This is a genomic window from Cupriavidus sp. FW305-26, from assembly GCF_058787975.1.
In genome coordinates this window covers 139338-164039 of sequence record NZ_JBYTAH010000002.1, presented here as the reverse complement: position 1 = coordinate 164039, position 24702 = coordinate 139338, and the positions used below count along the sequence as shown (strand labels likewise).

General features: G+C 66.3%; 25 protein-coding genes. 8 read left to right on the top strand and 17 right to left on the bottom strand.

Annotation, left to right across the window (positions count from 1 at the left end; translation table 11 throughout):
• Positions 1–10 precede the first annotated feature (10 nt).
• Both AC3WQZ_RS02390 and AC3WQZ_RS02385 read right to left on the bottom strand, forming a co-directional pair.
• On the bottom strand, positions 11–1390 hold the full coding sequence (locus AC3WQZ_RS02390) for an FAD-containing oxidoreductase (protein ID WP_492299977.1): 1380 nt from the start codon (positions 1388–1390) through the stop codon (positions 11–13).
• Between the two features lie 68 nt (positions 1391–1458).
• Complete coding sequence (locus AC3WQZ_RS02385) at positions 1459–2376, bottom strand: LysR family transcriptional regulator (RefSeq protein ID WP_010810242.1); 918 nt, start codon at positions 2374–2376, stop codon at positions 1459–1461.
• A gap of 113 nt (positions 2377–2489) precedes the next feature.
• Between AC3WQZ_RS02385 and AC3WQZ_RS02380 the strand changes: the two genes are divergently transcribed.
• Complete coding sequence (locus AC3WQZ_RS02380; protein WP_010810243.1) at positions 2490–3239, top strand: SDR family oxidoreductase; 750 nt, start codon at positions 2490–2492, stop codon at positions 3237–3239.
• A 73-nt stretch (positions 3240–3312) separates the two neighbouring features.
• Entirely contained in the window at positions 3313–3654 is a 342-nt protein-coding gene (locus AC3WQZ_RS02375) for a putative quinol monooxygenase (protein WP_010810244.1), read from the top strand.
• Positions 3655–3757: 103 nt separating this feature from the next.
• Here the strand turns inward: AC3WQZ_RS02375 and AC3WQZ_RS02370 are convergent, their stop codons facing one another.
• From AC3WQZ_RS02370 to AC3WQZ_RS02355, 4 genes are all read right to left on the bottom strand, one after another.
• Positions 3758–4696 (bottom strand): 2-dehydropantoate 2-reductase, encoded by a 939-nt coding sequence (locus AC3WQZ_RS02370; protein ID WP_010810245.1) that lies wholly within the window; start codon positions 4694–4696, stop codon positions 3758–3760.
• On the bottom strand, positions 4693–5166 hold the full coding sequence (locus AC3WQZ_RS02365) for a MaoC family dehydratase (protein WP_010810246.1): 474 nt from the start codon (positions 5164–5166) through the stop codon (positions 4693–4695). The genes AC3WQZ_RS02370 and AC3WQZ_RS02365 overlap by 4 nt, the downstream gene beginning before the upstream one ends.
• Before the next feature lie 65 nt (positions 5167–5231).
• Positions 5232–6419, bottom strand: coding sequence for a thiolase family protein (locus AC3WQZ_RS02360; protein ID WP_011615250.1), 1188 nt, complete (start codon positions 6417–6419; stop codon positions 5232–5234).
• A gap of 116 nt (positions 6420–6535) precedes the next feature.
• Positions 6536–7024, bottom strand: a complete 489-nt coding sequence (locus tag AC3WQZ_RS02355) for a winged helix-turn-helix transcriptional regulator (protein ID WP_010810248.1) — start codon at positions 7022–7024, stop codon at positions 6536–6538.
• A 293-nt stretch (positions 7025–7317) separates the two neighbouring features.
• Between AC3WQZ_RS02355 and AC3WQZ_RS02350 the strand changes: the two genes are divergently transcribed.
• Entirely contained in the window at positions 7318–8094 is a 777-nt protein-coding gene (locus AC3WQZ_RS02350; protein ID WP_010810249.1) for an enoyl-CoA hydratase, read from the top strand.
• Between the two features lie 32 nt (positions 8095–8126).
• On the opposite strand, the gene AC3WQZ_RS02345 is transcribed toward AC3WQZ_RS02350, so the two are convergent.
• Both AC3WQZ_RS02345 and AC3WQZ_RS02340 read right to left on the bottom strand, forming a co-directional pair.
• The gene (locus AC3WQZ_RS02345) at positions 8127–8561 is read right to left on the bottom strand and encodes a MarR family winged helix-turn-helix transcriptional regulator (protein WP_010810250.1); all 435 of its coding nucleotides are present in this window, start codon (positions 8559–8561) and stop codon (positions 8127–8129) included.
• A 96-nt stretch (positions 8562–8657) separates the two neighbouring features.
• Entirely contained in the window at positions 8658–9617 is a 960-nt protein-coding gene (locus AC3WQZ_RS02340; protein WP_010810251.1) for a GlxA family transcriptional regulator, read from the bottom strand.
• A 123-nt stretch (positions 9618–9740) separates the two neighbouring features.
• On the opposite strand from AC3WQZ_RS02340, the gene AC3WQZ_RS02335 reads away from it, so the two are divergent.
• The 3 genes from AC3WQZ_RS02335 to AC3WQZ_RS02325 all read left to right on the top strand — a co-directional run bounded on the left by AC3WQZ_RS02335 (position 9741) and on the right by AC3WQZ_RS02325 (position 12376).
• Positions 9741–10130 carry an MAPEG family protein gene (locus AC3WQZ_RS02335; RefSeq protein ID WP_011617466.1) on the top strand — a complete coding sequence of 130 codons (390 nt, stop codon included), beginning with the start codon at positions 9741–9743 and terminating at the stop codon, positions 10128–10130.
• 71 nt (positions 10131–10201) lie between these two features.
• The gene (locus AC3WQZ_RS02330; protein WP_011617467.1) at positions 10202–11023 is read left to right on the top strand and encodes an alpha/beta fold hydrolase; all 822 of its coding nucleotides are present in this window, start codon (positions 10202–10204) and stop codon (positions 11021–11023) included.
• 33 nt (positions 11024–11056) lie between these two features.
• The gene (locus AC3WQZ_RS02325; protein ID WP_492299975.1) at positions 11057–12376 is read left to right on the top strand and encodes an epoxide hydrolase family protein; all 1320 of its coding nucleotides are present in this window, start codon (positions 11057–11059) and stop codon (positions 12374–12376) included.
• A gap of 209 nt (positions 12377–12585) precedes the next feature.
• Here AC3WQZ_RS02325 and AC3WQZ_RS02320 read toward each other — a convergent pair whose 3' ends face one another.
• The 4 genes from AC3WQZ_RS02320 to AC3WQZ_RS02305 form a co-directional block, all read right to left on the bottom strand.
• Positions 12586–13638: an alpha/beta fold hydrolase gene (locus AC3WQZ_RS02320; RefSeq protein ID WP_492299973.1), complete on the bottom strand. Its 1053-nt coding sequence runs from the start codon at positions 13636–13638 to the stop codon at positions 12586–12588.
• Positions 13639–14001: 363 nt separating this feature from the next.
• On the bottom strand, positions 14002–15600 hold the full coding sequence (locus AC3WQZ_RS02315) for a DHA2 family efflux MFS transporter permease subunit (RefSeq protein ID WP_010810256.1): 1599 nt from the start codon (positions 15598–15600) through the stop codon (positions 14002–14004).
• Complete coding sequence (locus tag AC3WQZ_RS02310; protein ID WP_010810257.1) at positions 15600–16706, bottom strand: HlyD family secretion protein; 1107 nt, start codon at positions 16704–16706, stop codon at positions 15600–15602. Before AC3WQZ_RS02310 ends, AC3WQZ_RS02315 begins: the two co-directional genes overlap by 1 nt.
• 84 nt (positions 16707–16790) lie before the next feature.
• Positions 16791–17279, bottom strand: a complete 489-nt coding sequence (locus tag AC3WQZ_RS02305) for a winged helix-turn-helix transcriptional regulator (RefSeq protein ID WP_010810258.1) — start codon at positions 17277–17279, stop codon at positions 16791–16793.
• Between the two features lie 122 nt (positions 17280–17401).
• On the opposite strand from AC3WQZ_RS02305, the gene AC3WQZ_RS02300 reads away from it, so the two are divergent.
• On the top strand, positions 17402–18880 hold the full coding sequence (locus AC3WQZ_RS02300) for an efflux transporter outer membrane subunit (RefSeq protein WP_492299971.1): 1479 nt from the start codon (positions 17402–17404) through the stop codon (positions 18878–18880).
• Positions 18881–18896: 16 nt separating this feature from the next.
• Here the strand turns inward: AC3WQZ_RS02300 and AC3WQZ_RS02295 are convergent, their stop codons facing one another.
• The 3 genes from AC3WQZ_RS02295 to AC3WQZ_RS02285 all read right to left on the bottom strand — a co-directional run bounded on the left by AC3WQZ_RS02295 (position 18897) and on the right by AC3WQZ_RS02285 (position 21799).
• Positions 18897–20201, bottom strand: a complete 1305-nt coding sequence (locus tag AC3WQZ_RS02295) for a sensor histidine kinase (protein ID WP_439669223.1) — start codon at positions 20199–20201, stop codon at positions 18897–18899.
• Positions 20198–20941, bottom strand: a complete 744-nt coding sequence (locus tag AC3WQZ_RS02290; RefSeq protein WP_011617473.1) for a response regulator — start codon at positions 20939–20941, stop codon at positions 20198–20200. The genes AC3WQZ_RS02295 and AC3WQZ_RS02290 overlap by 4 nt, the downstream gene beginning before the upstream one ends.
• 147 nt (positions 20942–21088) lie before the next feature.
• Positions 21089–21799 carry an SDR family NAD(P)-dependent oxidoreductase gene (locus AC3WQZ_RS02285; protein WP_010810262.1) on the bottom strand — a complete coding sequence of 237 codons (711 nt, stop codon included), beginning with the start codon at positions 21797–21799 and terminating at the stop codon, positions 21089–21091.
• Positions 21800–22088: 289 nt separating this feature from the next.
• Between AC3WQZ_RS02285 and AC3WQZ_RS02280 the strand changes: the two genes are divergently transcribed.
• Positions 22089–23000: a LysR family transcriptional regulator gene (locus tag AC3WQZ_RS02280; RefSeq protein ID WP_010810263.1), complete on the top strand. Its 912-nt coding sequence runs from the start codon at positions 22089–22091 to the stop codon at positions 22998–23000.
• Positions 23001–23015: 15 nt separating this feature from the next.
• Here AC3WQZ_RS02280 and AC3WQZ_RS02275 read toward each other — a convergent pair whose 3' ends face one another.
• Together AC3WQZ_RS02275 and AC3WQZ_RS02270 are read right to left on the bottom strand one after the other, a co-directional pair.
• Positions 23016–23480, bottom strand: coding sequence for a RidA family protein (locus AC3WQZ_RS02275; protein ID WP_010810264.1), 465 nt, complete (start codon positions 23478–23480; stop codon positions 23016–23018).
• A gap of 149 nt (positions 23481–23629) precedes the next feature.
• Positions 23630–24580: a GlxA family transcriptional regulator gene (locus tag AC3WQZ_RS02270; RefSeq protein ID WP_010810265.1), complete on the bottom strand. Its 951-nt coding sequence runs from the start codon at positions 24578–24580 to the stop codon at positions 23630–23632.
• Between the last annotated feature and the right edge of the window lie 122 nt (positions 24581–24702).

Genomic DNA, 24702 nt, shown 5'->3' with positions numbered 1-24702 from the left:
GGCGCGCCAGCTAAGCCTGTAGCCGCAATTCCTGCAGCAGCGTCGGCACCAGCTCCGACACCGTCGGATGGATGTGCATCGCGCGGCTGATGGTGGTATAGGGTGCCTTGGCATACATGATGCCGAGCAGTGAGTGAATCACCTCGTCGCCGGTCACGCCGAGGATCGCGGCGCCCAGGATCATGCGGGTATCGGCGTCGACCACGACCTTCATGAAGCCCTGGCTCTCGCCCTTCTCCACGGCTCGCCCGACGCGGCTCATGGGGCGAGAGCCGACCAGCAGCCTGCGTCCGGATTGCCGGGCTTCTGCTTCCGTCATGCCGGCGCGGCCGAGCGGAGGGTCGATGAACATGGCATAGGCTGCGATGCGGTCCGTCACCTTGCGGGGATCGTTGTCGAGAAGGTTGGCAGCGACGATCTCATAGTCGTTGTACGACGTATGCGTGAACGCTCCGCGGCCATTGCAGTCGCCAAGCGCCCAGATGCCGGGGACATTGGTGCGCAATTGTTCGTCTACCTGGATATAGCCGCGGGCGTCGGTCTCCACCCCCGCCTGGTCCAGCCCCAGGTCCTCCGTGTTGGGCACGCGCCCGACCGCCAGCAGCAGGTGCGAGCCGTGGACGTCGCGCGCCCCGTCCGAACAATCCAGCCCGACCGCAATGTGGTCGCCTTCCCCGCGCGCGCTCAGGCAGTTGGCATTGAGCCGGATTTCGATCCCCTCGCGCTCCAGGATCTCCAGCACCGCCTGCGACACATCCTCGTCTTCGCGCTGGATCAGGCGCGGGCCTTTTTCGACAACGGTCACCCTGGCCCCAAAACGCCGGTACATCTGGCCAAACTCAAGGCCAATGTAGCTGCCGCCAACGATGATCAGGTGCTCCGGCAGGAAATCCACCTCCATCATGCTCGAGTTGGTCAGGTACGGCACCTGGTCCAGCCCGGGCATGGGCGGAACCAGGGCCCGGCCGCCGACGTTCACGAAAATCCGGTCAGCTTCCAGCAGTTCGCCGTTGACCCGCACGCTATGCGCGCTTTCAAAGCGGGCATGACCTTGATACACCGTGACGTTCTCCAGCCCGCGCATCCACTGTTCCACACCGTTGCTGGAACGGCCGGAGATCTCGTCCTTGCGTGCCTTCACCTGCTTCATGTCGACGGCGACCGGCCCGCCGATGGTCACGCCGTACTCGGCAGCCCGCCGCGCCAGTTGCGCTGCGTACGCGCTTGCGATGAGGGTTTTGGTGGGAATGCAGCCGGTGTTCACGCAGGTGCCGCCAAAACGCGCGCGCTCGATGACGGCCGTTTTCATGCCCGCGCCGGCCAGCCGCGCAGCGAGTGCGGGACCGGCTTGTCCGGTGCCGATGATGATCGCGTCGAATCCTTGAGCCATCACGATTCTCCTTGCCTGGTACCGCAAAGCCACAAGGTACTTTAGATGGTGCGACGCTGCCCTGCCAGCTACGCGTAGGCGTCGACGCCCCGCACCAGCAGCCTGGCCAGCCGAGGCCGTCGCAACTGCTCCAGCCACCATTGCAGCGCGCGGCCTTCGTGATCGCCGCGCCAGCCCACGTAGAGCAGGTTGGGCTCGCGCGGGTCGGCGGTGCGCTTCTCTATCAGTTCGCCGCGCTGCAGCAGCGAGCCGACCCGGTGCCTGGGCAGCCAGCCGATCCCCAGGCCATCGCGCTGCGCCAGGGTCTTGGCTCGCACGCTCGGCACGGCCAGCAAGCGCTGACCGCCCACCATGCCGTAAGCGCGGCCGCCCGTGAGGCGTGATGAATCTGCCACCACCACGGCACGATGGCGGGCGATCTCCTCACGTGTCAATGGTTCGCGCGCGGCCGCCAGCGGATGCCGGGGCGAGACCGCAAACACCCATTCGATCACGCCCAGCTCGAACCACCCCAGGTTGGGGATGGCGGGCGGCTCGTTGGTGGCACCGATGACCAGATCGGCGCGGCCATCCCGCAGCGCTTCCCAGGTGCCGGCCAGCACTTCGTGTGTGACGCGCAGCGCCACGCCGGATTCCTGCGCGTCGAACGCATGCATGACGGGCATCAGCGTCTCGAATTCCATCAGCTCGTCGGTCACGATCCACAACCGGTCTTCCCAACCGTTGGCGACCTGCCGCACGCGCTGTGTGACGCGCGCGACATCCTGTGCAAGCCGGGCGGCTTCTTCGGTGAGCAATTCGCCGGCGCGCGTCAGCTGCAGGCGGTAGCCGCGGCGGTCGAACAAGAGTGCATCAAAGCGCTGCTCCAGCTGCCGCGCGGCGTGCGACACCGTGGACGGCGCCTTGCCCAGCCTGGCCGCCGCGCGCGACAGGCTGCCGGCCTCCCGGATGGCCTCCAGCAGGGCCAATTCGTCTTCCGACAACATGTGCAACTCCTTCGAACGTGTTCGTCGGATTGATCGTATGGCAAACCGGAGGCCAGCGCCCATACTCCAGTCACGCAATTGTTCAAGTTCACCTTTCCCGATTGGAGGACATCATGAATCGCTTCGAAGGCAAGACCGTTCTGATCACTGGCGGCAACAGCGGCATCGGCCTGGCGGCTGCCCAGGCATTCGCCCAGGAAGGCGCCCGCGTGGTCATCACCGGCCGCGACGCAGCGGCACTGGAGGGCGCCCGCGCCACGCTCGGCAACGAGGCCATCGCCATCCGCAACGAAACCGGCACCGTGCAGGCCGCGCGTGACCTGGCTCGCCAGCTGACCGACGCAGGCATCCGCCTGGACGCCGTCTTCATCAACGCCGGCATTGCCAAGTTTGCCGCCGTTGCCGATGTGGACGAGGCACTGTGGGACGCCACCTTCAACGCCAACGTGAAGGGCGCGTACTTCCAGATCCAGGCGCTGCTGCCGCTGCTGAACCCGGGCACGTCGATCGTGCTGAACGGCTCGATCAATGCGCGCATCGGCATGCCGATGTCTTCCGTGTATGCCGCCAGCAAGGCAGCACTGATCTCGCTGGCCAGGACCCTGTCGGGTGAGCTGGTCAGCTCGGGCATCCGGGTAAATGTGGTCAGCCCCGGGCCGGTGACGACGCCGCTGTACGGCAAGCTGGGCCTGGAAGCCGACACCCTGTCGGCCACTGCCGCGCAGATCCAGAGCCAGATTCCGCTGGGCCGCTTCGGCCTGCCGGCGGAGATTGCGTCGACGGTGCTGCATCTGTCGGCGCCCGAATCGGCCTTCATCGTCGGTACGGAAATCATCGCCGACGGCGGCATGAGCCAACTGTAAGTCAATGCCTCTGCGGGCCGCGGCGTGGGCGCGGTCTGCGCATGAGGTGGCCCATCCTGCCTGGAGCAGCTTCATGAACCAATCCATTGCCTTTATCGTCCATCTGCCGGGCAAGCCCGAGCGGCGCGCCGAGCTAGAGTCGAGACTGCTTGATGTCCTCGAGCAGATGTCGAAGGAGCCGGACTTTATCAACACGTATCTGCACCGCTCGCTCGAAGATCCTGACACCCTGGTTCTCTATGAGAACTGGGCCTGCAGCGAGCAGCATTTCAGGGACCACCACCTGAAAGCGTCCTACCGGCGCGAATACGAGGCGGTGCTGGCCGATCTGCTGAAGGCACCACGCACGCCGGAGTTTCTAACGCCGGCGATGTCTCGCCTTGTGCCAGCGTGCCGGCCGGATCTTCACGCTTGATCAGCGCCGAGAAGGCATTTTCGACATCCTCGGTCGCGCGCAGCACAGTCTGACGGCATAGTCATGTCGTGATTGGTGATTTCCATGAATGGGCGAAGGCTGCTCAGCCAGCCGTCTGGTGCGCAGCGCGCTGGCGCTCATAGACCTGCAGGTGGCAATATGCCGCACGGCTCAACGGAAGCTCATGCCCGTACCCGGCTGCGCGCTTGATGAGATCGCCGACGATGGCGTCGGCTTCTATGCGTGGGGCGCCCCGCGCTATATCCCGCATCATCGAGGCAGCCCAGGTCGATGCTTCGTCCAGCAGTCGGGCCTGCATGGCAGCGACAACGGGTTCAGGGATGGCATGGCCGTACAGTTGCGCCACCGTGCGGCACTCCGCAATCGCGTCAAGCATCAAGCGACGGCCATCCTGGGTCTTCATGATGTCCGCCACGGTCCCGCGCATCAGGCATGTCATCACTGCGCCGGCGGCAATCATGGCCCACTTGTTCCACAGCTCCTGCCCGATGGCGCCCGATAGCTCACGCGTACCGGCCGCCCTGGACACCAGCGCATGGAAATCCGCGGCCAATGCCGACCCCTGCGCGGCGCGCGGGCCGACTACCAGCCGGTCCATGCGGCCGGCGTGCACGACGGTTCCATCCGCCGCCAGCGTTGTCGCTATGTATGCGACTCCACCCAGCACGCGTTGCCTGCCAAAGCACTGGTCGAGCCGGTCATAGGCGTCAAGGCCGTTGAGCAGAGGCAATACCGCAGTGTCCCGGCCAACGGCCGGGCTGATGGCCCGGATCGCGTCGGCAAGGTCGTAGGCCTTGCATGCCAGCAGTACCACGTCGAACTGCGCGCCGACCTGACCGGCCAGGACCATCTTTACCGGGCGATGGAAGTCGCCAAGTTCGCTACGCACGGCCAGGCCAACCCGTTCCAGCGCCCGCGCGCGGCCGGGCCGCAACATGAAGGTGACATCCGCGCCTGCCTCGATCAGGCGCGCGCCATAGTAGCCGCCCATGCCCCCGGCACCGAGTACAAGAATCTTCATGACGCCTCTGCCTGCGCGGCGGCTGCGGGGCGGCACTGGACGATCAGGTTGCCGGTGAAAACCTGCACTGGCTCGTCGGCCTGGTTGAAGGTTGTGGTACGCACCTTCACCACGCCCTGGTCGGGGCGCGATTTCGAAATCCGCACTTCAAGTATCTCGCTCTCGATATGCAGTTCATCGCCAGGGCGAACCGGCCTTGGCCAGCGCAGCTCCTCGAAGCCCGCGCCGACGATGCCGCCCGCGGGCCGGAATTCGCCGTCGACCAGCAGGCGCATCGTCAGCGCAGCGGTATGCCAACCGCTCGCAGCCAGTCCACGAAATAGTGTGTCGCGGGCGGCGGCTTCATCGAGATGGAAGGGCTGCGGGTCGAACTCGGCAGCAAAGGCCTTGATCCGTTCAGGCGCGACGGTCAGCCGCCCCGAACCGTATCGTTGGCCCGCCGCGAGATCCTCGATGTATTGAATGTTCATTTTCTCCTCCAGATGGTTTGTGCTGAACTTTGCATCAATGCATGCCCGCTACGAGAACAGACGGATCAGGCCAGCGTCTCGAGCGCCAGCGCAATCCCTTGTCCGCCGCCGATGCACAGCGTGACGATGCCGCGCCGTATGCCGTCGGCGCGCATGGCATGCAGCAGCCGCGTCGTCAGCACCGCGCCGGTCGCACCGATCGGATGGCCGTGGGCAATGGCGCCACCGTCGACGTTGATGATGTCGTGCGGCAATCCGAGCTCCACCGCGACAGCCAGCGGCACCGCGGCAAATGCTTCATTGATCTCGATGCGTTCAATGTCGCCCAGCTCCCAGCCGGCGCGTTGCAGCGCCTGCCGCACCGCCGGGACCGGGCCCAGCCCGAACATGCCGGGCTCCACGGCCCCGACACCGTAAGCGGCCAATCGTCCCAACGGCTGCAGCCCCCTGGCTTCAGCCAGCGCACGTTCGGCAATGATCATGGCCGCTGCGCCGCTGTTGAGCCCGGGCGCATTGCCGGCGGTAATCGTGCCGTCCGGGCGAAACGCCGGCTTGAGCCGGCCGAGCGTATCGAGGCTGGTATCAGGGCGGTTGGCTTCGTCCACTTCGAACATGGCCGTACCGCCCTTCCCTTTGGTCGCCACCCCGGCAATCTGGCCGGTGAATCGCCCGTTCGCCTGCGCCAGCGCGAAATTCCGCTGCGAACGCTCGGCCCAGCGGTCCTGGGCCTCGCGGGTCAGCGCGTAGCGGGCGACAAGGTCCTCGGTATGCCATCCGGAGTGCTCACCGGAGAAGGCGTCAAACAGGCCGTCGTGCAGCATGCTGTCGTACAGGACGGAATCGCCCATGCGTTGACCCCAGCGGCCGGACGGCATCAGGTATGGCGCGCGATCCATGTTTTCCATGCCGCCGGCGATGGCGATATCTACATAGCCGAGCCGTACCTCGTCCGCTGCCGTGGCGATGGCCTGGGCCCCCGAGCCGCAAACGCGGTTGACGGTCATCGCCGGAACCGAAACCGGCAGCCCTGCCCCAATGGCAGCCTGCCGGGCCGGGTTCATGCGGTTGCCGGCCTGGATCACATTTCCGAACACCACGCTGCCGACCTCGCCTGGATCGATTCCCGCCCGTGCCACGGTTGCCCGTATCGCTGCGGCGCCGAGATCAACCGCCGGAACGGCCTTCAGTGAGCCGTTGTAGGCGCCAATGGCGGTGCGCACCGGCTGGCACAGCACGACATCTCTTGCATGCATCGCATTCTCCCTACCAAACAATCAGTTTCAATCGGCCGCACGCACTCCATGCGGTATGCGCCCGGTAGCCGGGTCTTGAAGGTTGCAACAAGAATTGGCTGCGCGGGAAATCCGGCTCAGGCGTCTGTCGAGCGCGACAACCGCTGGCGCACGCGGTCACTGGCGGCGGGGCCGGGTGCAAGGTGATAGTCGGCATCGGTGACCGGGCGCCCGTTGGCGGCGTCGACCAGCACAGGTTCCACGCGCACGCCGGTGCGCCGGTTCGTCAACTGCACGCTTTCGCCTTCAGGCGCGAGATGCTTGTTGCCCCAGGCCAGCATCGCCAGCAGCACCTGGCGGAAATCGCGCCCGCGCTCGGTCAGGATGTACTCGGAGCGGGGCGGGCGGTCGCAGTACTGGCGACGCTCAAGCATGCCTTCTTCGACAAGCGAGTTCAGGCGACGCGTGAGCATATTGGGCGCGATATCCAGGTTTTGCTGGAACTCGTCGAACCGGGTCACGCCGTAAAAGGCTTCGCGCAGGATCAATACGCTCCAGCTGTCGGCGACGCGGGCCGCGGTGCGAGCGATCGGACACGGCGTTTCGCCAAGTGGCTTCTTCTGCATGATTGGCTTCCTCGAGAGACCTGCTTGCTATCGATTTGAAAGTCAGTCTAGGGTAGTCACTATCATCATGCAAGTTCGTTTTTCGCTTGTGCTGTATTCCGCGCCCGCGAGGCACCGGAAGCACGCCCCTGCCCACACCGTCTATGTGGAGGGCACCGCCGCCCAGACGCCGATTCCGCACACTGCCCGGCCTCAACCGTTTACTTCGCACACGAACTATCTATATACTTCGCATGCGAACTTAATCGCGATGCCTGCACGGCAGCGTGCAACTCTCACCTGGAGACCGACCAATGACCCCCGAAATCCGCATTGACCTCACCGGCGGCGTGCTGACCATGACGCTTGCGCGGCCGGACAAGATGAACGCCTTGACGAACGAGATGTACGGCGCACTTGCCGACACCATCGAGCAGGCACAGCAGGACCGGGCTATCCGGGTATTGCTGCTGCAGGGGGACGGGGACAGCTTTACGGCCGGCAATGATCTCGGCGAATTCGCGGCGATCGCGTCGGGAAATGGCCCCAGCGAACGTCACGTGCATCGCTTCCTGCGCGCCCTTGCCAATTCGACCGTACCGATTGTCGCCGCGGTCAATGGCAAGGCCGTCGGCGTCGGGACCACCATGCTGCTGCATTGTGATTACGTGGTGCTCGGCCAGGACGCGCAACTGATCACGCCTTTCGTCAATCTCGCCTTGGTTCCCGAAGCGGCTTCGAGTTACCTGCTGCCGCTGCGGATCGGGCACGTCAGGGCTTTCGAGATGTTCGCGCTGGGCGAGCCGCTTGACGCGCAAACGGCCTTGGCATGGGGCATCGCGAACAAGGTTTGCGCCAATGACCAGCTGCGCACGGATGCGCGCCGGATGGCCGAGAAGATTGCCGCCAGGCCGGCCGGCTCCCTGAGCGCAATGAAACAGCTCATGCGCAATGCGGAAAAACTGGTTTCGCAGATGAACAGCGAAAGCGCCAGGTTCGAGGAGCGGCTGGCCAGTGCGGAAGCCCGGGAAGCATTCTCGGCCTTCGCCGAAAAGCGCAAACCAGACTTCACCAGGGTTGCCGCGCAGTGAGTCGACTGCCTCGCTCTCCGGCCGCTGCGAGGCTACACCTCGCCCTCGTCCGCGGCCGGAAACTTTGTCTGCAGGCTGGTCAGCCAGCGCGCCACCACGTCGATCTCGGCGGCGGTGAAACCTTCGGTGAGCCTGGTATTCAATGCCTTCATGCTCGCCTTGGAACGCTGGCGCGCCAGGCGCCCTGCCTCCGTCAGCCACAGGCGCGAGGCACGGCCATCGTTCTCGTCCGGCCGGCGCTCGATCAGGCCGGCCCTTTCGGTCCGGTCGGCCAGGCCGCTCATCCCGGGCGCGCCCAGGTCCAGCGCCGCGGCAGCCTCGCTCGTCAGCGCGCCATCGTTGCTGCCCAGGAAGAAAAGCAGTCCGGCCTGGGCTGATGTCACGCCACCCGCGGCAGTGCGCGCTTGTGACCACCGCTGCAGGCGCCGCTGACCCACGTTCAACAGGTAGACGAGGCGATGTTCCATGTCTGGTGCGTCATAAAGGGTGAGATTTCGTTCGCATGCGAATATTATCATGCGCCGGTGTCCCGAATAGCGTGACGCACAGCGCCTGGCCGTCCGTCACACGGCGGCCGGCTCTTCGCTGCGCCGCGCACGGGCGGCACGCTTGAGGGATTGCGGCGGCTCGCCGAAAATCCGCAAGAACGCCCGGCGCATGCGCTCCGGGTCGGAGAAGCCGGTCTTGCTGGCGATGCGCTCGATCGTCAGCGTGCCGGCTTCCACGAGCAGGCGGGCCGTGTCGGCGCGCAAGCGCTCGACGGCACGTGCCGGGGACTGGCCCGTGCTCTGCCGGAACTCGCGGCTGAAATGCCGCGGGCTCATGTTGGCGGCGCTGGCGAGCAGCTCCACCGACAGATCCTGGTGCAGATGATTCCTGGCGTAGGTCAATGCCGCTTGTATGCGCTCTGACCTCGATTCCAGTTCCGACAGCATCGAGAACTGGGACTGCCCCCCGGCACGGCGGTGATGAACCACGAGCTTCTTCGCGACTGCGCGCGACACGTCGGTCCCCAGGTCTTGCTCTACCAGTGCCAGCGCAAGGTCGATGCATGCCGTCATGCCGGCCGATGTCCACACCGTTCCGTCCCGGACAAAGATGCGGTCGTCTTCGACGCGCACCGCAGGAAAGCGCTGCCGCAGCGTACTGGCATGGTGCCAATGCGTAGTAGCCCGCCGGCCGTCCAGGATGCCGGCCTCGGCGAGGATGAACGCCCCTGTGCAGATGCTGGCCATGCGCCTGGTCGGCTCGAGTGCATGGCCTAGCAGGCGCAGCAGCCTGGGCGATGGCGCCGGCACCGAGGTAGCGCCCCCAACCATCAGCGTGTCAAAAGCCAGCGGATCCATCGCGGTGGTCTGGATCGCCGTGCCCATCGAACTCTTCACGGCCCCGCCGCGTTCCGAGACGACATGGATTTCGTAGGCCGGGACCCGCACTTCGAGGTTAGCCATCTCGAAGACCGACACCGCCGCCAAATCGAGCATCTGAAAGCCGGGGAAGAGCACGAGGCCGATTTGGTTCATGTTGTCCTGAAACGAGGGAAGTTCGTCATTCAGGACAAAGGCTAGGACCCTATCCTGAAACTGTCAATCAACTCCCGATGGGCTTCTCCCAATGCGCGCTATCGACCATCCACGAGGTATCGAATGAACATCATTGCGCTGGCCTGCACCACTGTCCTCGGTCTGCTTCTGTTCTCGCTCGGACTCGCCACCTCGGTGCAGCGGTCCAGGATCGGCGTGCTGAGCGGCTACCCATCCGAGCCCGATCAACTGCTGGCACGGCTGATTCGCGCTCACGGCAACACCACCGAGTACGCGCCGTTCCTTGCGGTGCTCTTCCTGTACCTCGGAACTCAGCATCCGCCTGGCTGGGCGGTCTGGTGCATGGCAGGTGCAACTGCCTGTCGCGTGCTCCTGGTGGTTGCACTGCTTGCCTGGCCCTCCATGTCCAGGCCCAATCCGGCCCGCGCCGTTGGTGCCCTGGGAACGTATGCCTTCGGGACAGCCCTTTGCGTGGCCGCCCTCACCGTCTGACCCGGGCTGCCGATGCCGGCAGAGCGGCCACTCTCCAATCCCATTAGTACCTGACCCTTAAGGGGAATCGCATGAAGACATTGAATACGTTCATCAGGACTGCGGCGCTTGTTGCCACCGTCAGCAGCCTTGCAGCCGCTGCGAGCACAGCCGCCGCCGCACCGGCTGCTGACACCCGCGCTACCACGGTGGTGTTTGTGCACGGCGCCTTTGCCGACGGATCGGCCTGGGACAAGGTCATTGCCCTGCTCCAGTCCAAGGGGCTTCATGTTGTATCGGTCCAGAACCCGCTGTCTTCCCTGGCCGACGACGTGGCCGCCACGCGCCGCGCGCTCGACAAGCAGGCCGGACCGGTCGTGCTGGTGGGGCATTCCTGGGGCGGTGTGGTGATCTCTGAAATCGGACAGCATGAGCGCGTCAAGGCCCTGGTCTATGTCGCGGCGTTTGCACCTTCGGAAAACCAGTCGGTGGCGGACCTGGCCAAGGATTACCCAAAGCCCGAGGGATCCAGCTTCATCGTCGCTGACAAGGACGGTTTCCTGACGCTGACGCCCGAGGGGATGTCCAAACACTTCGCCCAGGACGTGCCAGCGGCCCAGACCCGGATCATGGCGGCGACACAGGGACCCGTCAGCGGCAAGAGCTTCGAGGACAAGGTCACGGTTGCCGCATGGCGGACCAGGCCGTCCTGGTACATCCTCAGCGAGCAGGATCACATGATCCAGCCCGCCTTGCAGAAAGCGATGGCACAGAAGATCTCCGCCCGCATCGTGACACTGCCGACGAGCCACGTACCGCAGCTGTCAAGGCCGAAGCAGGTTGCGGATGCCATCTACGCCGCCGCGGTGTATCAACCGAAACCCGACGTGCACCCGCCAACGACACGCCGCTGACCGGATTCCACTTTCCCTCTACCTGGTATCGACATGAAACTCCACGCAGCACGCACGGCACCTGCCATCGCCACGATCGCTTTATGCCTGGCTCAATTGGCCTTGCCAAGCCACGCCCAGGCATCGCCGGCCGCCGAAGGCGGCGCAATCCCGCAACGCGCGGCGACCGAGGACGCATCCATTCGCCCCTTCCACGCCAGCTTCCCGCAAGCGGCACTGGCCGACCTGCGCCAGCGCATCGCCGCCACGCGCTGGCCAGACCGCGAGACGGTATCCGATCAATCGCAGGGCGTGCAGCTGGCGAAGATCCAGGAACTGGTGCGCTATTGGGGCAACGACTACGACTGGTTCAAGGCAGAGCAAAAGCTGAACGCCTACCCCCAGTTCGTCACCAGGATCGACGGGCTCGACATCCACTTCCTGCATGTGCGATCGCGCCATCCCAATGCGCTGCCGCTCGTCATCACCCACGGCTGGCCGGGCTCGGTCTTTGAACTGCTGAAGGTGATTGGCCCGCTCACCGATCCCACCGCCTACGGCGGCCGTGCCGAGGACGCCTTCGATGTGGTGATTCCGTCGATGCCCGGCTACGGCTTCTCCGGCAAACCCGGCGGGACCGGCTGGGGTCCCGACCGCATTGCAGGTGCGTGGGATGTGTTGATGAAGCGGCTGGGCTACACACGTTATGTGTCACAGGGCGGCGACTGGGGCTCGGTCGTGGCGCATGCGCAGGGCCGCCAGGCACCACAGGGCTTGCTCGGCATTCACGTCAATATGCCCGCCACCGTGCCAGCGGACGTCGCCCGGGCGCTGAAGAACGGCGAAGCAGCGCCGGCCGGCCTGTCCGCCGCCGAAAGGTCAGCCTTCGAGTCGATGAACAAGTTATATACGCTGGGCGGCGGCTATGCCGCGATGATGGTGACCCGCCCGCAGACCGTGGGCTATGGCCTGGCGGATTCCCCCGCAGGGCAGGCGGCATGGATCTATGACAAGTTTGCCGCCTGGACCTTCAGCGGTGGCAACCCCGAGCGCTCGCTGACCAGGGACGAGATGCTCGACGACATCACGCTCTACTGGCTCACCAACAGCGCCACGTCGTCAGCACAGCTATATTGGGAAAACAACACCAACAACTTCAACGCCGCCGAGCAGATGACCGCACAGATCAAGGTGCCTGTAGGCGTGACGGTATTTCCCGGCGAGCTCTATCAAGCCCCGCGCAGCTGGGCCGAGCGCGCCTACCCCCGGCTGACCTACTTCAACAAGGTCGACAAGGGGGGACACTTCGCGGCATGGGAAGAGCCGCAGCTGTTCGCTCAAGAGTTGCGCGCAGCGTTCAGGTCGCTGCGCTGAGCGCGGCAGGCGGGCGGCGGCGGGCGCTGAAGCATGGCAATGCCTTCAGCGCCCGAGCCGCCCTTGTTTCGTGCCCGCTTATCCGGGCGCATGGTCCGGGGCATGCCCGACCATGCGCACCGATGGCCAGCGCCGCCCAGCTCCGATGCCAGCGCTGACAGCGTCATGGCAGCCAGTATCAGCAATCTGCGCATTGCGCCCCTCATGCGTCAGCGCCTGTCTACATCGAGCACCGCCTGCGCAAACGCCGTGGGCGCTTCCTGCGGCGGGTTGTGGCCGATCCCGCCCGTCAGGTTCCGGTGCTCGTAGCGGCCCGTGAACTTGCTGGCATAGGCGCTGGGCTCGGGGTGCGGCGCGCCGTTGGCATCGCCCTCGATGGTGATGGTGGGCACGCCGATGGTGGGGGCCGTGGCGAGCCGCTTCTCGAGATCGTCGAACCTGGCTTCCCCGCTGGCCAACCCCTGCCGCCAGCGGTAGTTGTGAATGGTGATTTCGACGTGGTCGGGATTGTCGAAGGCGGCGGCGCTGCGGTTGAAGGTCGCATCATCGAACTGCCATTGCGGCGATGCCAGTTTCCAGATCAGCCTGGCGAACTGGTGGGTGTACTTCTGGTAGCCGGCGCGGCCCCGGTCGGTGGAGAAATAGAACTGGTACCACCACTGGAGCTCGGCCTCGGGCGGTAGCGGCTGCTTGCCGGCTGCCTGGCTGCCGATCAGGTAGCCGCTGACCGCGACCAGCCCCCTGCAGCGGTCCGGCCAGATCGCCGCCATGATGTCGGCGGTGCGCGCGCCCCAGTCAAAGCCGGCCACTACAGCATTGCGGATATTCAGCGCGTCCATCAGCGCGATCATGTCGGCGGCTATCGCTACGGGCTGGCCGTTGCGCATGGTGTCGGCAGACAGGAAGGACGTCGAGCCAAAGCCACGCAGGTGGGGAATGATCACGCGATAGCCGCGGGCCGCCAGCAGGGGTGCCACGTCGACAAAGCTGTGGATGTCGTAGGGCCAGCCGTGCAGCAGCAGCGCGACCGGCCCGGTGGCAGGGCCGGCCTCGGCGTAGCCGATATTGAGCACGCCGGCGTTGACTTGCTTGACCGGCGCGAAGCTGGCATGGGTGCCCGGCGTGGTCAAGGGCAGCGCCGGCGCCTTCGACACACCGGTTTGCGCGCGGGCGGCCTGCGGCAGCCCGAACGGCGCGGTGGCCAGCGTCACTGCCGCTGCACCCAGAAAGCCTCGACGAGGTAGATCGACTGTCTTCGACATTTGCTTCTCCCGTTTGCGTGATCAATGTGAGCACGAGTCTAGGAGGCCATGGCAAGCGGAATGTGTCGGATTTCAGGGGATTTGTATCGCTGTGTATGTATCCGCGATGGCGACATACTTCGATACAAAGCAGCCCGGCTGAAGGACTGGCACGCCGGTCAAGCGGACTCTCCCTGCGGCACGCCTTGCGGCATTGGCCTATTGCCCTGATCTGGAAGATTGCAATAGGCATTAGCTGCACGAGCGCACGCCACACCGTTTTCGCGCGGGCGCTCCCCCGCATATGCCACCGTGGCGCTCGCCACGATCAGCGCGACAGGCAGGAGCCGATTGCACAGACTGACTTTCATGGTCGTTCCACAATCAATGCGCGTCTGCCGACGGACCCTTCGGCGCTGCAACCTTGCGCATCAGCGGCACCATGGCGGTGGCGATCGCGAAGCAGACCAGGATCAGCAGGAAGATGTCGCCAAAGGTCTGGGTCTGCGCCTCGCGCCAGGCCAGTCCCCACAATTGCCTGAGGGCGGCGGTCTGCGCATCGAGGGCATCGTGCCCGACCGCGACGAACTGGTCGCTGATCCCTTGCAACAGGTTGCCCATGGCTTCATTACGGATGTTCAGGTGCTCTGCCTCGCGCAGGAAGTGCAGGTTGCCGCGGTTGTTGAGCGCGGTCGCGCAGGCGGCGATGCCGATGGCCCCGCCCAGGTTGCGCATCAGGTTGAACAGCCCGGACGCAAGCTTGAGCCGCTCCGGCGGCAGGCTGCCCAGGGTCAGTGTCACCGTGGGCGCCACCGCGAACTGCTGGGCCATGCCGCGCAGCGCCTGCGGCAGCAGCAGTTGCGCCGCGCCCCAGTCGTGCGTGATGGGCGCGAAGTACCACATCGACACCGCGAACAGCCCCAGGCCGATCATCATCAACCAGCGCAGGTCGACCCGGTTGGCCAGGAAGGCATAGAGCGGGATCGATGCCATCTGGAACACGCCCGTGGAAAACACCGCCAGCCCGATATCGAGCGCGCTGAAGCCGCGCACGCGCCCCAGGAACAGCGGCGTCAGGTAGATGGTGGCAAAGATGCCGATGCCGGTGACAAAGGAGAAGAAGCAGCCGAGCGCGAAGTTCCGGTCCTTGAGCGCGCGCAGGTCCACCACGGGGTTGGCATAGGTCAGCGTGCGCCAGATGAAGCCCACGCCCGACAGGCCGGAGATCCAGGCGGTGGCCAGGATCACGTCGTCGCCGAACCAGTCCCAGCGCGGCCCTTCCTCCAGCGTGTATTCGAGGCAACCCAGGAACAGCGCCATCAGCACCATGCCCAGGTAATCGGCACCGCGCACCAGCGACCAGTCGGGCCGGTCGATCTTGACCAGCAGCGGCACGGCGATGGTGACGAAGATACCCGGCACCAGGTTGATGAAGAACAGCCAGTGCCAGGAATAGTGATCGGTGATCCAGCCGCCGATGGTGGGCCCCAGCGTCGGCGCCAGCGAGGCCAGCCCGCCGACCGTGGCGGCGGCGATGACACGCTGGGGGCCGACGAAGAAGGCAAAGGCCGTGGTGAACACCATCGGGATCATCGAGCCGCCCAGGAAACCTTGCAGCGCCCGGAACACGATCATGCTGTTGATGTCCCACGCCACCCCGCACAGCAGGCTGGCCACCGTGAAGCCCGCCGCGGAGGCGGCGAACAGCCAGCGCGTCGACATCACGCGCGACAGCCAGCCAGACAAGGGAATGACGATGATCTCGGCGATCAGGTAGCTGGTCTGCACCCACACGGTTTCATCGGCGCCGGCCGAGAGCGCGCCGCCGATATCGCGCAACGAGGCGGAGACGATCTGGATATCGAGCAAGGCGATGAACATGCCCACGCACATCGTGCTGAAGGCGAACACCTTGGCGGCAGTGGACATCTCGTCCGGCATCGCCACGGCGGACGCAGGGGTGGTCAGGGTAGCCGTGGTCATCACTGCACCTGCTTGCCTGGCTGCGTGTTGACCTGGGCGATCACCGACAGCCCCGGGCGCAGGACCCCAAGCCGGGCATCCTGCTCGTCCAGGCGGATCCGCACCGGCACGCGCTGGACGATCTTGGTGAAGTTGCCGGTGGCATTCTCCGGCGGCAACACGCTGAACTGCGCACCGGTGGCCGGCGCCAGGCTGGCGACGTGGCCATGGAAGACCCGCCCCGGCAGCACATCGGCTTCAATTTCGACCGGCATGCCGGGGCGCATGTGCGCCAGTTGCCCTTCCTTGAAGTTGGCGTCCACCCACAGCCCGCTGGCCGGCACGATGGACAGCAACTGGCTGCCGGCACCGGCAAAGGCGCCGACGCGGGCGCGCCGGTTGCCCACGGTGCCGTCCACGGGCGCGCGCAGTTCCGTATAGCCAAGGTTCAGCTTCGCGATGTCGCGCTCGGCGGTCGCCTGCGCCAGCGACGCCTGCGCCTGCTGCTTCTGCGTGCCGATCACGTCCAGCTGGCGCTGCGCGGCCAGCAGCGCCGCACGCGCCTTCTCGCCATTGGCCTGGGCCTGCTTGTAGTCCGAGTCAGCCTTCTGCGAGCTCTGGATGGAGACAGCCGCCTTCGCCACCAGGCTGGCGTAGCGCACCTGGTCGTCGCGCGCCCGTACGGTGTCGGCATTGGTGGCCGCGATGCCGGCCTTGGCCTGGGCGATGACCGCCTCCTGCAGGCGCGCGGTGGCATCCAGGTTTGCCAGCAGTGCCTGTTGCGCCGCCACGGCGCCTTCGGCCTTGGCCAGTGCAGCGCGGTAGTCGCGGTCGTCGATACGCACCAGCACATCGCCCGCGTGGACCGTCTGGTTGTCCGTCACCGCGACTTCCGCGATGTAGCCCCCGACCTTGGCGCCGATCACCGTGACATCGCCGCCGACGTAGGCGTCGTCGGTACGCTGCAGGTGGCGAGCCGATGTCCACCAGTGGTAGCCGTATCCGATTGCGGCCAATCCGGCCACAACCAGCGCGCCGGTCGCCAGCAGCCGCCTGGGGCTGGCCTTGGATTTCGAAGCGGGAACGGGTTCGGTACCCGCCCGTTCAGTCAGCGTATTACTGCTCATGGCACTTCCTTTCTGCTTTCAGGACTTATCCCGCCTGCGAGGCGGCATGGGTGGAGGGTTCGGTAGGGTTCGGGATAGTTCGGGTCAGGCTTCGGCCGAGCGGTCCAGCCGGCGCCGCAGGCCGTCGGTAGCCGCCGGCCCGGGGACGATGTGGAAATCGGGGTCGGTGACGGGGCGGCCGCTGGCGGCATCGACCAGTACCGGCTCGACACGCTCGCCAGTGAGTCGGTTGACGAGCTGCACGCTTTGGCCCTCGGGCGCGAGATGCTTGTTGGCCCAGGCCAGCATGGCCAGCAGGACCGGGCGGAAGTCATAGCCGCGCTCGGTCAGGATGTACTCGGAACGGGGCGGGCGGTCGCAGTAGGGGCGGCGCTCCAGCAAGCCGTCCTCGACCAGCGAGTTCAGGCGGCGGGTCAGCATGTTGGGGGCGATGCCCAGGTTCTGCTGGAACTCATCAAAGCGCGTCACGCCATAGAACGCTTCGCGCAGGATCAGGAGGCTCCAGCTGTCGGCAACGCAGGCCAGCGTGCGAGCGATGGGGCAAGGCGTCTCAGCAAGCGGCTTTCTCTGCATGAGTGGCTTCCTCCGAAATTGGGGTTGCTATCAATTTGAAAGTTAGTCTAGAGTAGTAACTATCATCATGCAAGTTAGTTTTTGGCTTGTGCTTTATTCGTCGCTGTTGAAAGGTGTCCGTCATGCCCCAAAGTCCATTCCGCCCCCCGCTCCGGCGCACCCGCGCCGGTATCGCCCGCCTCCTGCCCACCCTGCTTGCGGCCAGCGCCGCGGCCACCCTGGTGGCCTGCGCGGCCGGCCCCGATTACCACATGCCGGCCTCGGACATGCCCGCGGCCTACCCGCACGCAGCGGCGCTGGACGCCCGCGAGGCCACGCAGCCCGCGCCGTCACTGGACAGCTGGTGGCTGGGCTTTGACGATCCCGCGCTGACGCGCGTGATCCAGCGCGCGCTGGAGCAGAACCTCGACCTGGCGGCGGCGATTGCGCGGGTCGACCAGGCCCGCGCCGCGGCCAGCCACGCCGGCGCCGAACTGCTGCCGCAGGCATCGTTGTCCGGCAGCGTGGCCAGGCAGCGCCAGTCGCTGGAAGGGCCTTTGGGCAGCCTCGGCAAGAACGCGCCGGGCTTTGAGCGCAACAAGACGGTGTACAGCGCTGGTGTGGGAGCAAGCTGGGAGATCGACGTGGCCGGCGGCCTGCGGCGCGGCGCAGAGGCCGCCAGCGCGGAGGCCCAGGCCGCGGAAGCCGAGCACATGGGCGTGCGCGTGCTGGTAGCCGCCGAAGCGGCCGATGCCTACTTCCGCGTGCGCGGCGCGCAGCAGCGCATCGCCATCGCGCAACAGCAGGTGCGGACCAATGCAAAGCTGCTCGAGCTGGTGCAGCTGCGGCTGGCCGATGGCATCGGCGCCGAGCGGGAACGCGCGCAGGCGGAAGCACAGCTGGCACAGACCCGCGTGACCATCCCGCCGCTGCAGATCGAACTGGAGACACAGCTGAACCGGCTCGATGTATTGATGGGCGCGCATCCGGGCACCTATGCCGCTGAACTCCTGACGCCGACCGAGCGCACCGCCGTGCCGCAGATCGCCGTGGCGCAAGGTCCGGCCAACCTGCTGCAACGCCGCCCGGACGTGATTGCCGCGGAGCGCCGGCTGGCGGCATCCAGTGCCCGCATCGGCGTGGCCACTGCCGAGTACTACCCGAAGCTGTCGCTGTCAGCGCTGCTCGGCTTCGAGAGCCTCTCCGCCGGCAAGCTGTTCACCGGGTCCGCCTTCCAGCCCGCCGCGATCGCGGGACTGCGCTGGCGGCTGTTCGACTTCGGCCGGGTCGATGCCGAAGTGGCGCAGGCCAAAGGCGCCAACGCCGAAGCCCTGGCCACCTACCGCAAGGCCATGCTGCGCGCCACCGAGGACGTGGAAAACGCGATCATCACGCTGACCCAGCTGGAGTTGCAGGGCAAGGAGCTGACCGTGGAAATGGCTGCCCACGCGCGCTCGCGCGGCGCCGCCGAGGACGCCTACAAGGGCGGCGCGGTCAGCCTGTTCGAAGTGCTGGAGGAAGACCGCCTGCTGCTGGCCGCGCGCGACCAGCAGGCACGTGTGGGCGCCGACAATGCCCGCGCGGCGGTGGCAACGTTCCGTGCGCTGGGGGGTGGCTGGTAACGTAGCGGGCGGCGGCTCAACCCACCCTGAGCCGCGCCTCCAGGCCACCGCCCTCGCGATTGCGCAGCGTCAGTGAGCCGCCGATGGCCAGCGCAAGCTGGTGCGCAATCGCCAGGCCCAGGCCGGTGCCGCCGGTCTCCCGGTTGCGCGATGCCTCAAGCCGGACAAACGGCTGCAGCACGGACTCCAGCTGCTCAGCCGGGATGCCGGGCCCGCGGTCGAGCACGCTGATGGTCACCGCGCCGCCGTCCTCGCGGTGCACGCTCAGCTCCGCCGCCCCGCCGAACTTGAGGGCGTTGTCGGTCAGGTTGGTCAGGATGCGGCGCAAGGCATGCGGGCGCGTGTCGAGGGTGCCGCCGGCACGCTGCAGGATGGTGACGGCCTTGCCGGTGTCCTGGTAGTCGTAGACCAGGCTCTCGACGAACGAGCCGATGTCGATCCGCGACGGCGTCTCGCCATCGCCATGCATGGCGCGCGCGTAGGCCAGCCCCTCCTTCACCAGCGTTTCGATCTCGGTGAGGTCTTGCACCAGCTTCCTCTTTTCCTCAGAGTCTTCCGTCATTTCTGCGCGCAGCTTCATCCGCGTGATCGGCGTCTGCAGGTCGTGGGAAATCGCGGCCAGAATCTGCACGCGCTCCTCGACAAAGCGGGCAATGCGTTCGCGCATGGCATTGAATGCGCGCGCGGCGCGCACCAGTTCGGTGGGCCCGGTCTCGCCCAGCGGCTGGGTGCTGGCATTCGGGTCGAGCGCGTCGGCGGCATTGGCCAGCGCCACCAGCGGGCGGATCGCCAGGCGCACGCCAAGCCAGCAGCACAGGATCAGCAGCAGCAACTGGATAAGCAGCACATAAGGCAGCCATTGCGCCACCGGCGTCGGCTTCGGATGCACGTCGATGGTCAGCGGGCTGCCATCGCTGAGGGTCAGGTGGGCCTGCATGCGCTTGCCCTGGCCGGGGATGGACTCGACCCTGACCGGGAAGCGGCCGCCGCTCGCTTCCATGATCCGGTCGGCGACTTCCGTGGCCTGCGCGGACATCTCCGGCACGCCTGGCAGCCCCGGCCCCAGGATGTATTGGTAGGCGCCGCGATTCACGTGGCGCAGCCACTGCGGGCGCTCCGCCGCGGGCAGGCGGTCGAGGATGGCGATCGAGGTGGAGACGTCGGTCTCCAGGGTGCCGAGCATGACCTTGCGCGCGGTGATGTAGCGCTCGGCAAACAGTACGCCGAACGACAGGCCATGGGCGACGATGAGGCCGGCCAGCAGGATCAGGAACAGCCGCGCGCCCATCGTACGGGGCCAGGGCAAGGCACGGAGATTCACTGGCGTGCCTCCCGGATCTCCACGGGCGTCGAGAAGACATAGCCCTCGCTGCGCACGGTCTTGATGTAGCGGGGCTCGCGCGCGTCGTCCCTGAGGTGCTGGCGCAAGCGGCTGACCAGCAGGTCGATCGAGCGCTCGAACATTTCCGCTTCGCGGCCCTGCGTGAGGCTGAGCAGCTGGTCGCGGTTGAGCACGCGCTGCGGATGGTCGACAAAGACGCGCAGCAGCCGGTATTCCGCGCCGCTCAGCGCGACGATGACGCCATCCTGGTCAATCAGGTGGCGCGCGGTGGTGTCGAGCTGCCAGTCGCCAAATGCAAGCAGCTGCCCGGCCTCGGTGATCTGCAGGTTGGGCGGAAGCATCCGGGTCCGCCGCAGCACCGCCTTGATGCGGGCCAGCAGCTCGCGTGCGGCGAACGGCTTGGCAAGATAGTCGTCGGCGCCCATTTCCAGGCCGATGATGCGGTCGGTCTCGTCGCTGCGCGCGGTCAGCATCAGCACCGGGGTGGCCTTGTGCTTGCCCGCCCGCAGTTCACGGCACAGCACCAGGCCATCGTCGCCCGGCATCATTACATCCAGCACGATCAGGTCGACGCTGTTGACGTCCAGGAACGACCGCATGTGCCGCCCGTCAGGCACCACGGTAACGCGCAAGCCGTTCTTGGTGAGGTAGGTTGAGACCAGTTCACGGATTTCGCGGTCGTCATCCACGATCAGGATGTGGTCGGTGTGTGCTTCCATCGGCGTCACCTTGGCAGATTGATTGAAAACCGCCAGGCGCGGCGCCGGGCACCGAAAGATTAACGCAATACGGCGCGACGGGTATTCCCCCGTCGCGCCGTCGGGTAACACCCGCGGTGCGCCGGCGCGCGCCGCGGGGGTGTCCGCTCAATGCCCTGCGCTCTGGCCGCCGTCTACATGCAGGATCTCGCCCGTGACGAACGGCGCGTTGTCGAGATACAGGACCGCATCGACGATATCGCGCATCTCGCCCATATGCCCCACCGGGTGCAGGGCGCCCAGCGCCTCATGGGTTTCCGGCGCATGCATCGGCGACTTGATGATGCCGGGCGCGACCGCGTTGGCGCGGATGCCGGTCCTGGCGTACTCGATGGCAAGCGACTTGGTCGCGGCGTTCAGGCCACCCTTGGTCAGCGAGGCCAGCACCGACGGCACCCCGCTGATCGCATGGTCGACCAGGCTGGTTGTGATGCTGACCACGTGGCCGCTGCGGTGCTTCTCCATTTCGGCGATGGCCAGCTGCGTGATATGGAAGAAGCCCGTCAGGTTGATGCCGGTGACGGCCGCGTAGTCCTCGTCGGTATAGCTGGTGAACGGCTTGGCGACGAAGATGCCGGCGTTGTTGACCAGGGTGTCGATGCGGCCGAACCTTGCCACGGCCTCGGCGACGACGCGGCGCGCCGTGGACGGATCGGCGATATCGCCGGCGACTGCCAGGATGTCCTGGTCGTCCGACGGCTTGATGGTGCGCGCCGTGGCGACAACGCGATGGCCGCGCTCCCGGAACGCCTTGACCAGTTCGGCGCCAATGCCTTGCGATGCGCCCGTGACGACTACGACTTTCTGTGCTGCACTCATTTTCTTGAACCTCGATGTAGATTGAATCGGCTTGTTTGCCGATCGGGCCGGCGGCTCCGATGGGTTCCAATCTAGGCAATTCGCTTCCGTATTCGAAGACCCTGGCGGCACAAACAGTCTTGCGCCACAAGCACAAATGGAGCGGGACGAATCCTCCGGCGCGCCTGGCGTGCGCAGCCTCGTGGTCACTTCGGCGCAGGCCACGGCCCGGACATCGACTTCTGCCAGTGGCGCACATATGATGGATACATCGCTTGATCCGGTGCGGCCTGCGGTCGCAAGCAAAGAAATGAAGCGGCAATTCGATGACCTTCAGCTTGGCAGCATCGAGCTGTTCTGCCTGGCCGCGGAGCTGGGCAGTTTTACCGCGGCGGCAGTGGCCGCGGGCGTGACACCGCCCGCAGTCAGCCGCACTGTGCAAAGGCTGGAAGAGCGCCTGGGGGTGCGGCTGTTCGTGCGGACCACGCGGCAGATCCGCCTGACCGACGAAGGCCGGGTGTATTTCGAGCAGAGCCGCGGCGCACTGGCGCAGCTGGTGGACGCGGAGCGGCAGATCAGCGGCCAGCAGGCTGCCCCCGCGGGGCGCTTGCGGATCAGCCTGCCGACCCCTTACGCGCACTATCGCGTGCTGCCGGTGCTGCCGGCATTCCGCGAGCGCTACCCCGAAGTCGAGATCGACGTGCACATCAGCAACCGCAACGTGGATTTCGCCGATGACACCTATGACCTGTCGGTGCGCGGGCGTGCGCCGGATGACTCGAACCTGATCGCGCGCAAGCTGGAAGACGCGGAGCTGGTGGTGGTGGCAACGCCTGGCTATCTGCGGCGTGCCGGCACACCGCAGTCATTGGAGGACCTGCTCAGGCATGAGTGCATCCAGTTCGAGCGCCCGAGCAGCGGCCGGCGGATCCCATGGACGTTCCGGGTCAACGGCGAGGACACGGATATCGTGACCGCCGGCTCGTATGCGGCGTCAGAAGACATCCTGGGCGGGGCCACTCTGGTGCGCGCCGGCGCGGGCCTGTTCCAGACCTACCGCTTCGTGGTGGAACAGGACCTGCGCGACGGCACGCTGGTGGAGGTGCTGAAGGACTACGGCGGCAGTACGCGCCCCTTTGTGCTGCTGTACCCGTCCGCGCGCCACGTCTCGCGCCGGGTACGGGCGTTCGTCGACTTCCTGGTCGAGAAGTTCTCGGCGTAGCGGCTCACGCCGCGCTTATTCAGGCCGGATCTGGGCAATGACCACGAGGATCACGGCCGCATTCGCCGGCTGCTGGAAGTGCGAGGAAATGGTGCGCGCGTGGCCGGCCTTCTCTGCCAGCACCTCGCCAAACAGGTCCGAGGCACCGTCGAGCACCGCCGGCTGCCCGAACCAGCCGGGCGCGCTGGAAATGTGCCCGTCGACGCGGACGATGTGGTCCAGGCGCTCGAAGCCACCCAGGTAGGCATGGATCTGCGCCAGCACGTTGAGCGCCGCCAGCTCGGCGGCACGCTTGCCCTGCCCGACATCCAGGTCCTTGCCGACCTGGCCTTGCCAGACCACCTTGCCATCCTGCAAGGGCAACTGCCCGGAAATGAACAGGAGGTCGCCGGCCTGGCTGACCGCGGTATAGCTGCCCAGGGGCTGCGGTGGCTGCGGCAGCACCAGGCCGCGCGCTGCGAGACGTTCTTGCACAGACATGCTGGCTCCAATCAGGTGAGGGTCACGCGACCAACTCTATGTGCGCGCCCGCCTGGGATAAAGGCATGGCGCGGAACAGGAATTGGTACCTGGGGTAACAAGTCGGATACCCGACTTCCTTGCATGCCCCTGTACCGGCACGGCCGCCCCTACGCAGTCTGCAGTTCGTCGCCGCGCGCCATGCGCCGGATCGCCTGCGGCGGTTGGCCGAACGCCCGCAGGAACGCACGCCGCATGCGCTCGCGGTCGCCGAAGCCGGTATCCCGCGCCACCACATCGATGGCATGGCGGCCGCCTTCCATCATCAGCCTGGCCGCCTCCACGCGCAGGTGCTCCACGGCCTTGGCGGGGGTCTGCCCGGTCTCGTCACGAAATGCGCGCGCGAACTGCCGCGGGCTCAGGTGCGCCGCATCCGCCAGTTGTTCCACCGAAAGTTCCTGTTGCAGGTTCTGCCGCGCGAAATCCAGCGCGGCACGAATGCGGTCCGAGCGCGGTTCCAGGTCCAGCAGTGCCGAGAACTGTGACTGGCCGCCGGCGCGCCGGTGATACACGACCAGCAACTTCGCCACATCGCGGGCAACCGCGGCGCCCGCGTCCTTCTCCACCAGCGCCAGCGCCAGGTCGATGCAGGCCGACATCCCGGCCGAGGTCCAGACCGGGCCATCGATGATGAAGATGCGGTCCTCTTCCACGCCGACGTTCGGAAAGCGCCGCCGCAACTGCTCCGCGTAGTACCAGTGCGTGGTGGCGCGGCGGCCGTCCAGCACCCCGGCCTCGGCCAGGTTGAAGGCACCGGTGCAGGTGGCGCCGATGCGCCGCGAAGTCCGCGCCGCACGCTGCAGGAACTTCACCAGGGCGGGCGGCGTGGGCAGCACGTCGTTGTCTCCCACCACCAGCACGGTGTCGAAGCGACGCTTGCCGAACGGCTCGGTGCCGACGGAAAAGCCACCGGAACTCAACACGGGGCCGCCATGCTCGGACAGCAGGTGGACCTTGTACAGCGGCTCTCCGAGCGAGCGGTTGGCGAACTCCAGCACCGTCGAGACCGCGAGGTTCAGCGCCTGGAAGCCGGGATAGAGGGCAAGGGCCACGTGATGCATGTCGATCTCCCGAGGGCAGCAGGAAGGTGTCCTTCCCGGATGGCAGAAAAGGTGGCATCTATGACATTGGTGCCAACGCCATTGTGCGCCTAATCTTGGCTTCACGCAGCCGGCCGATCCAG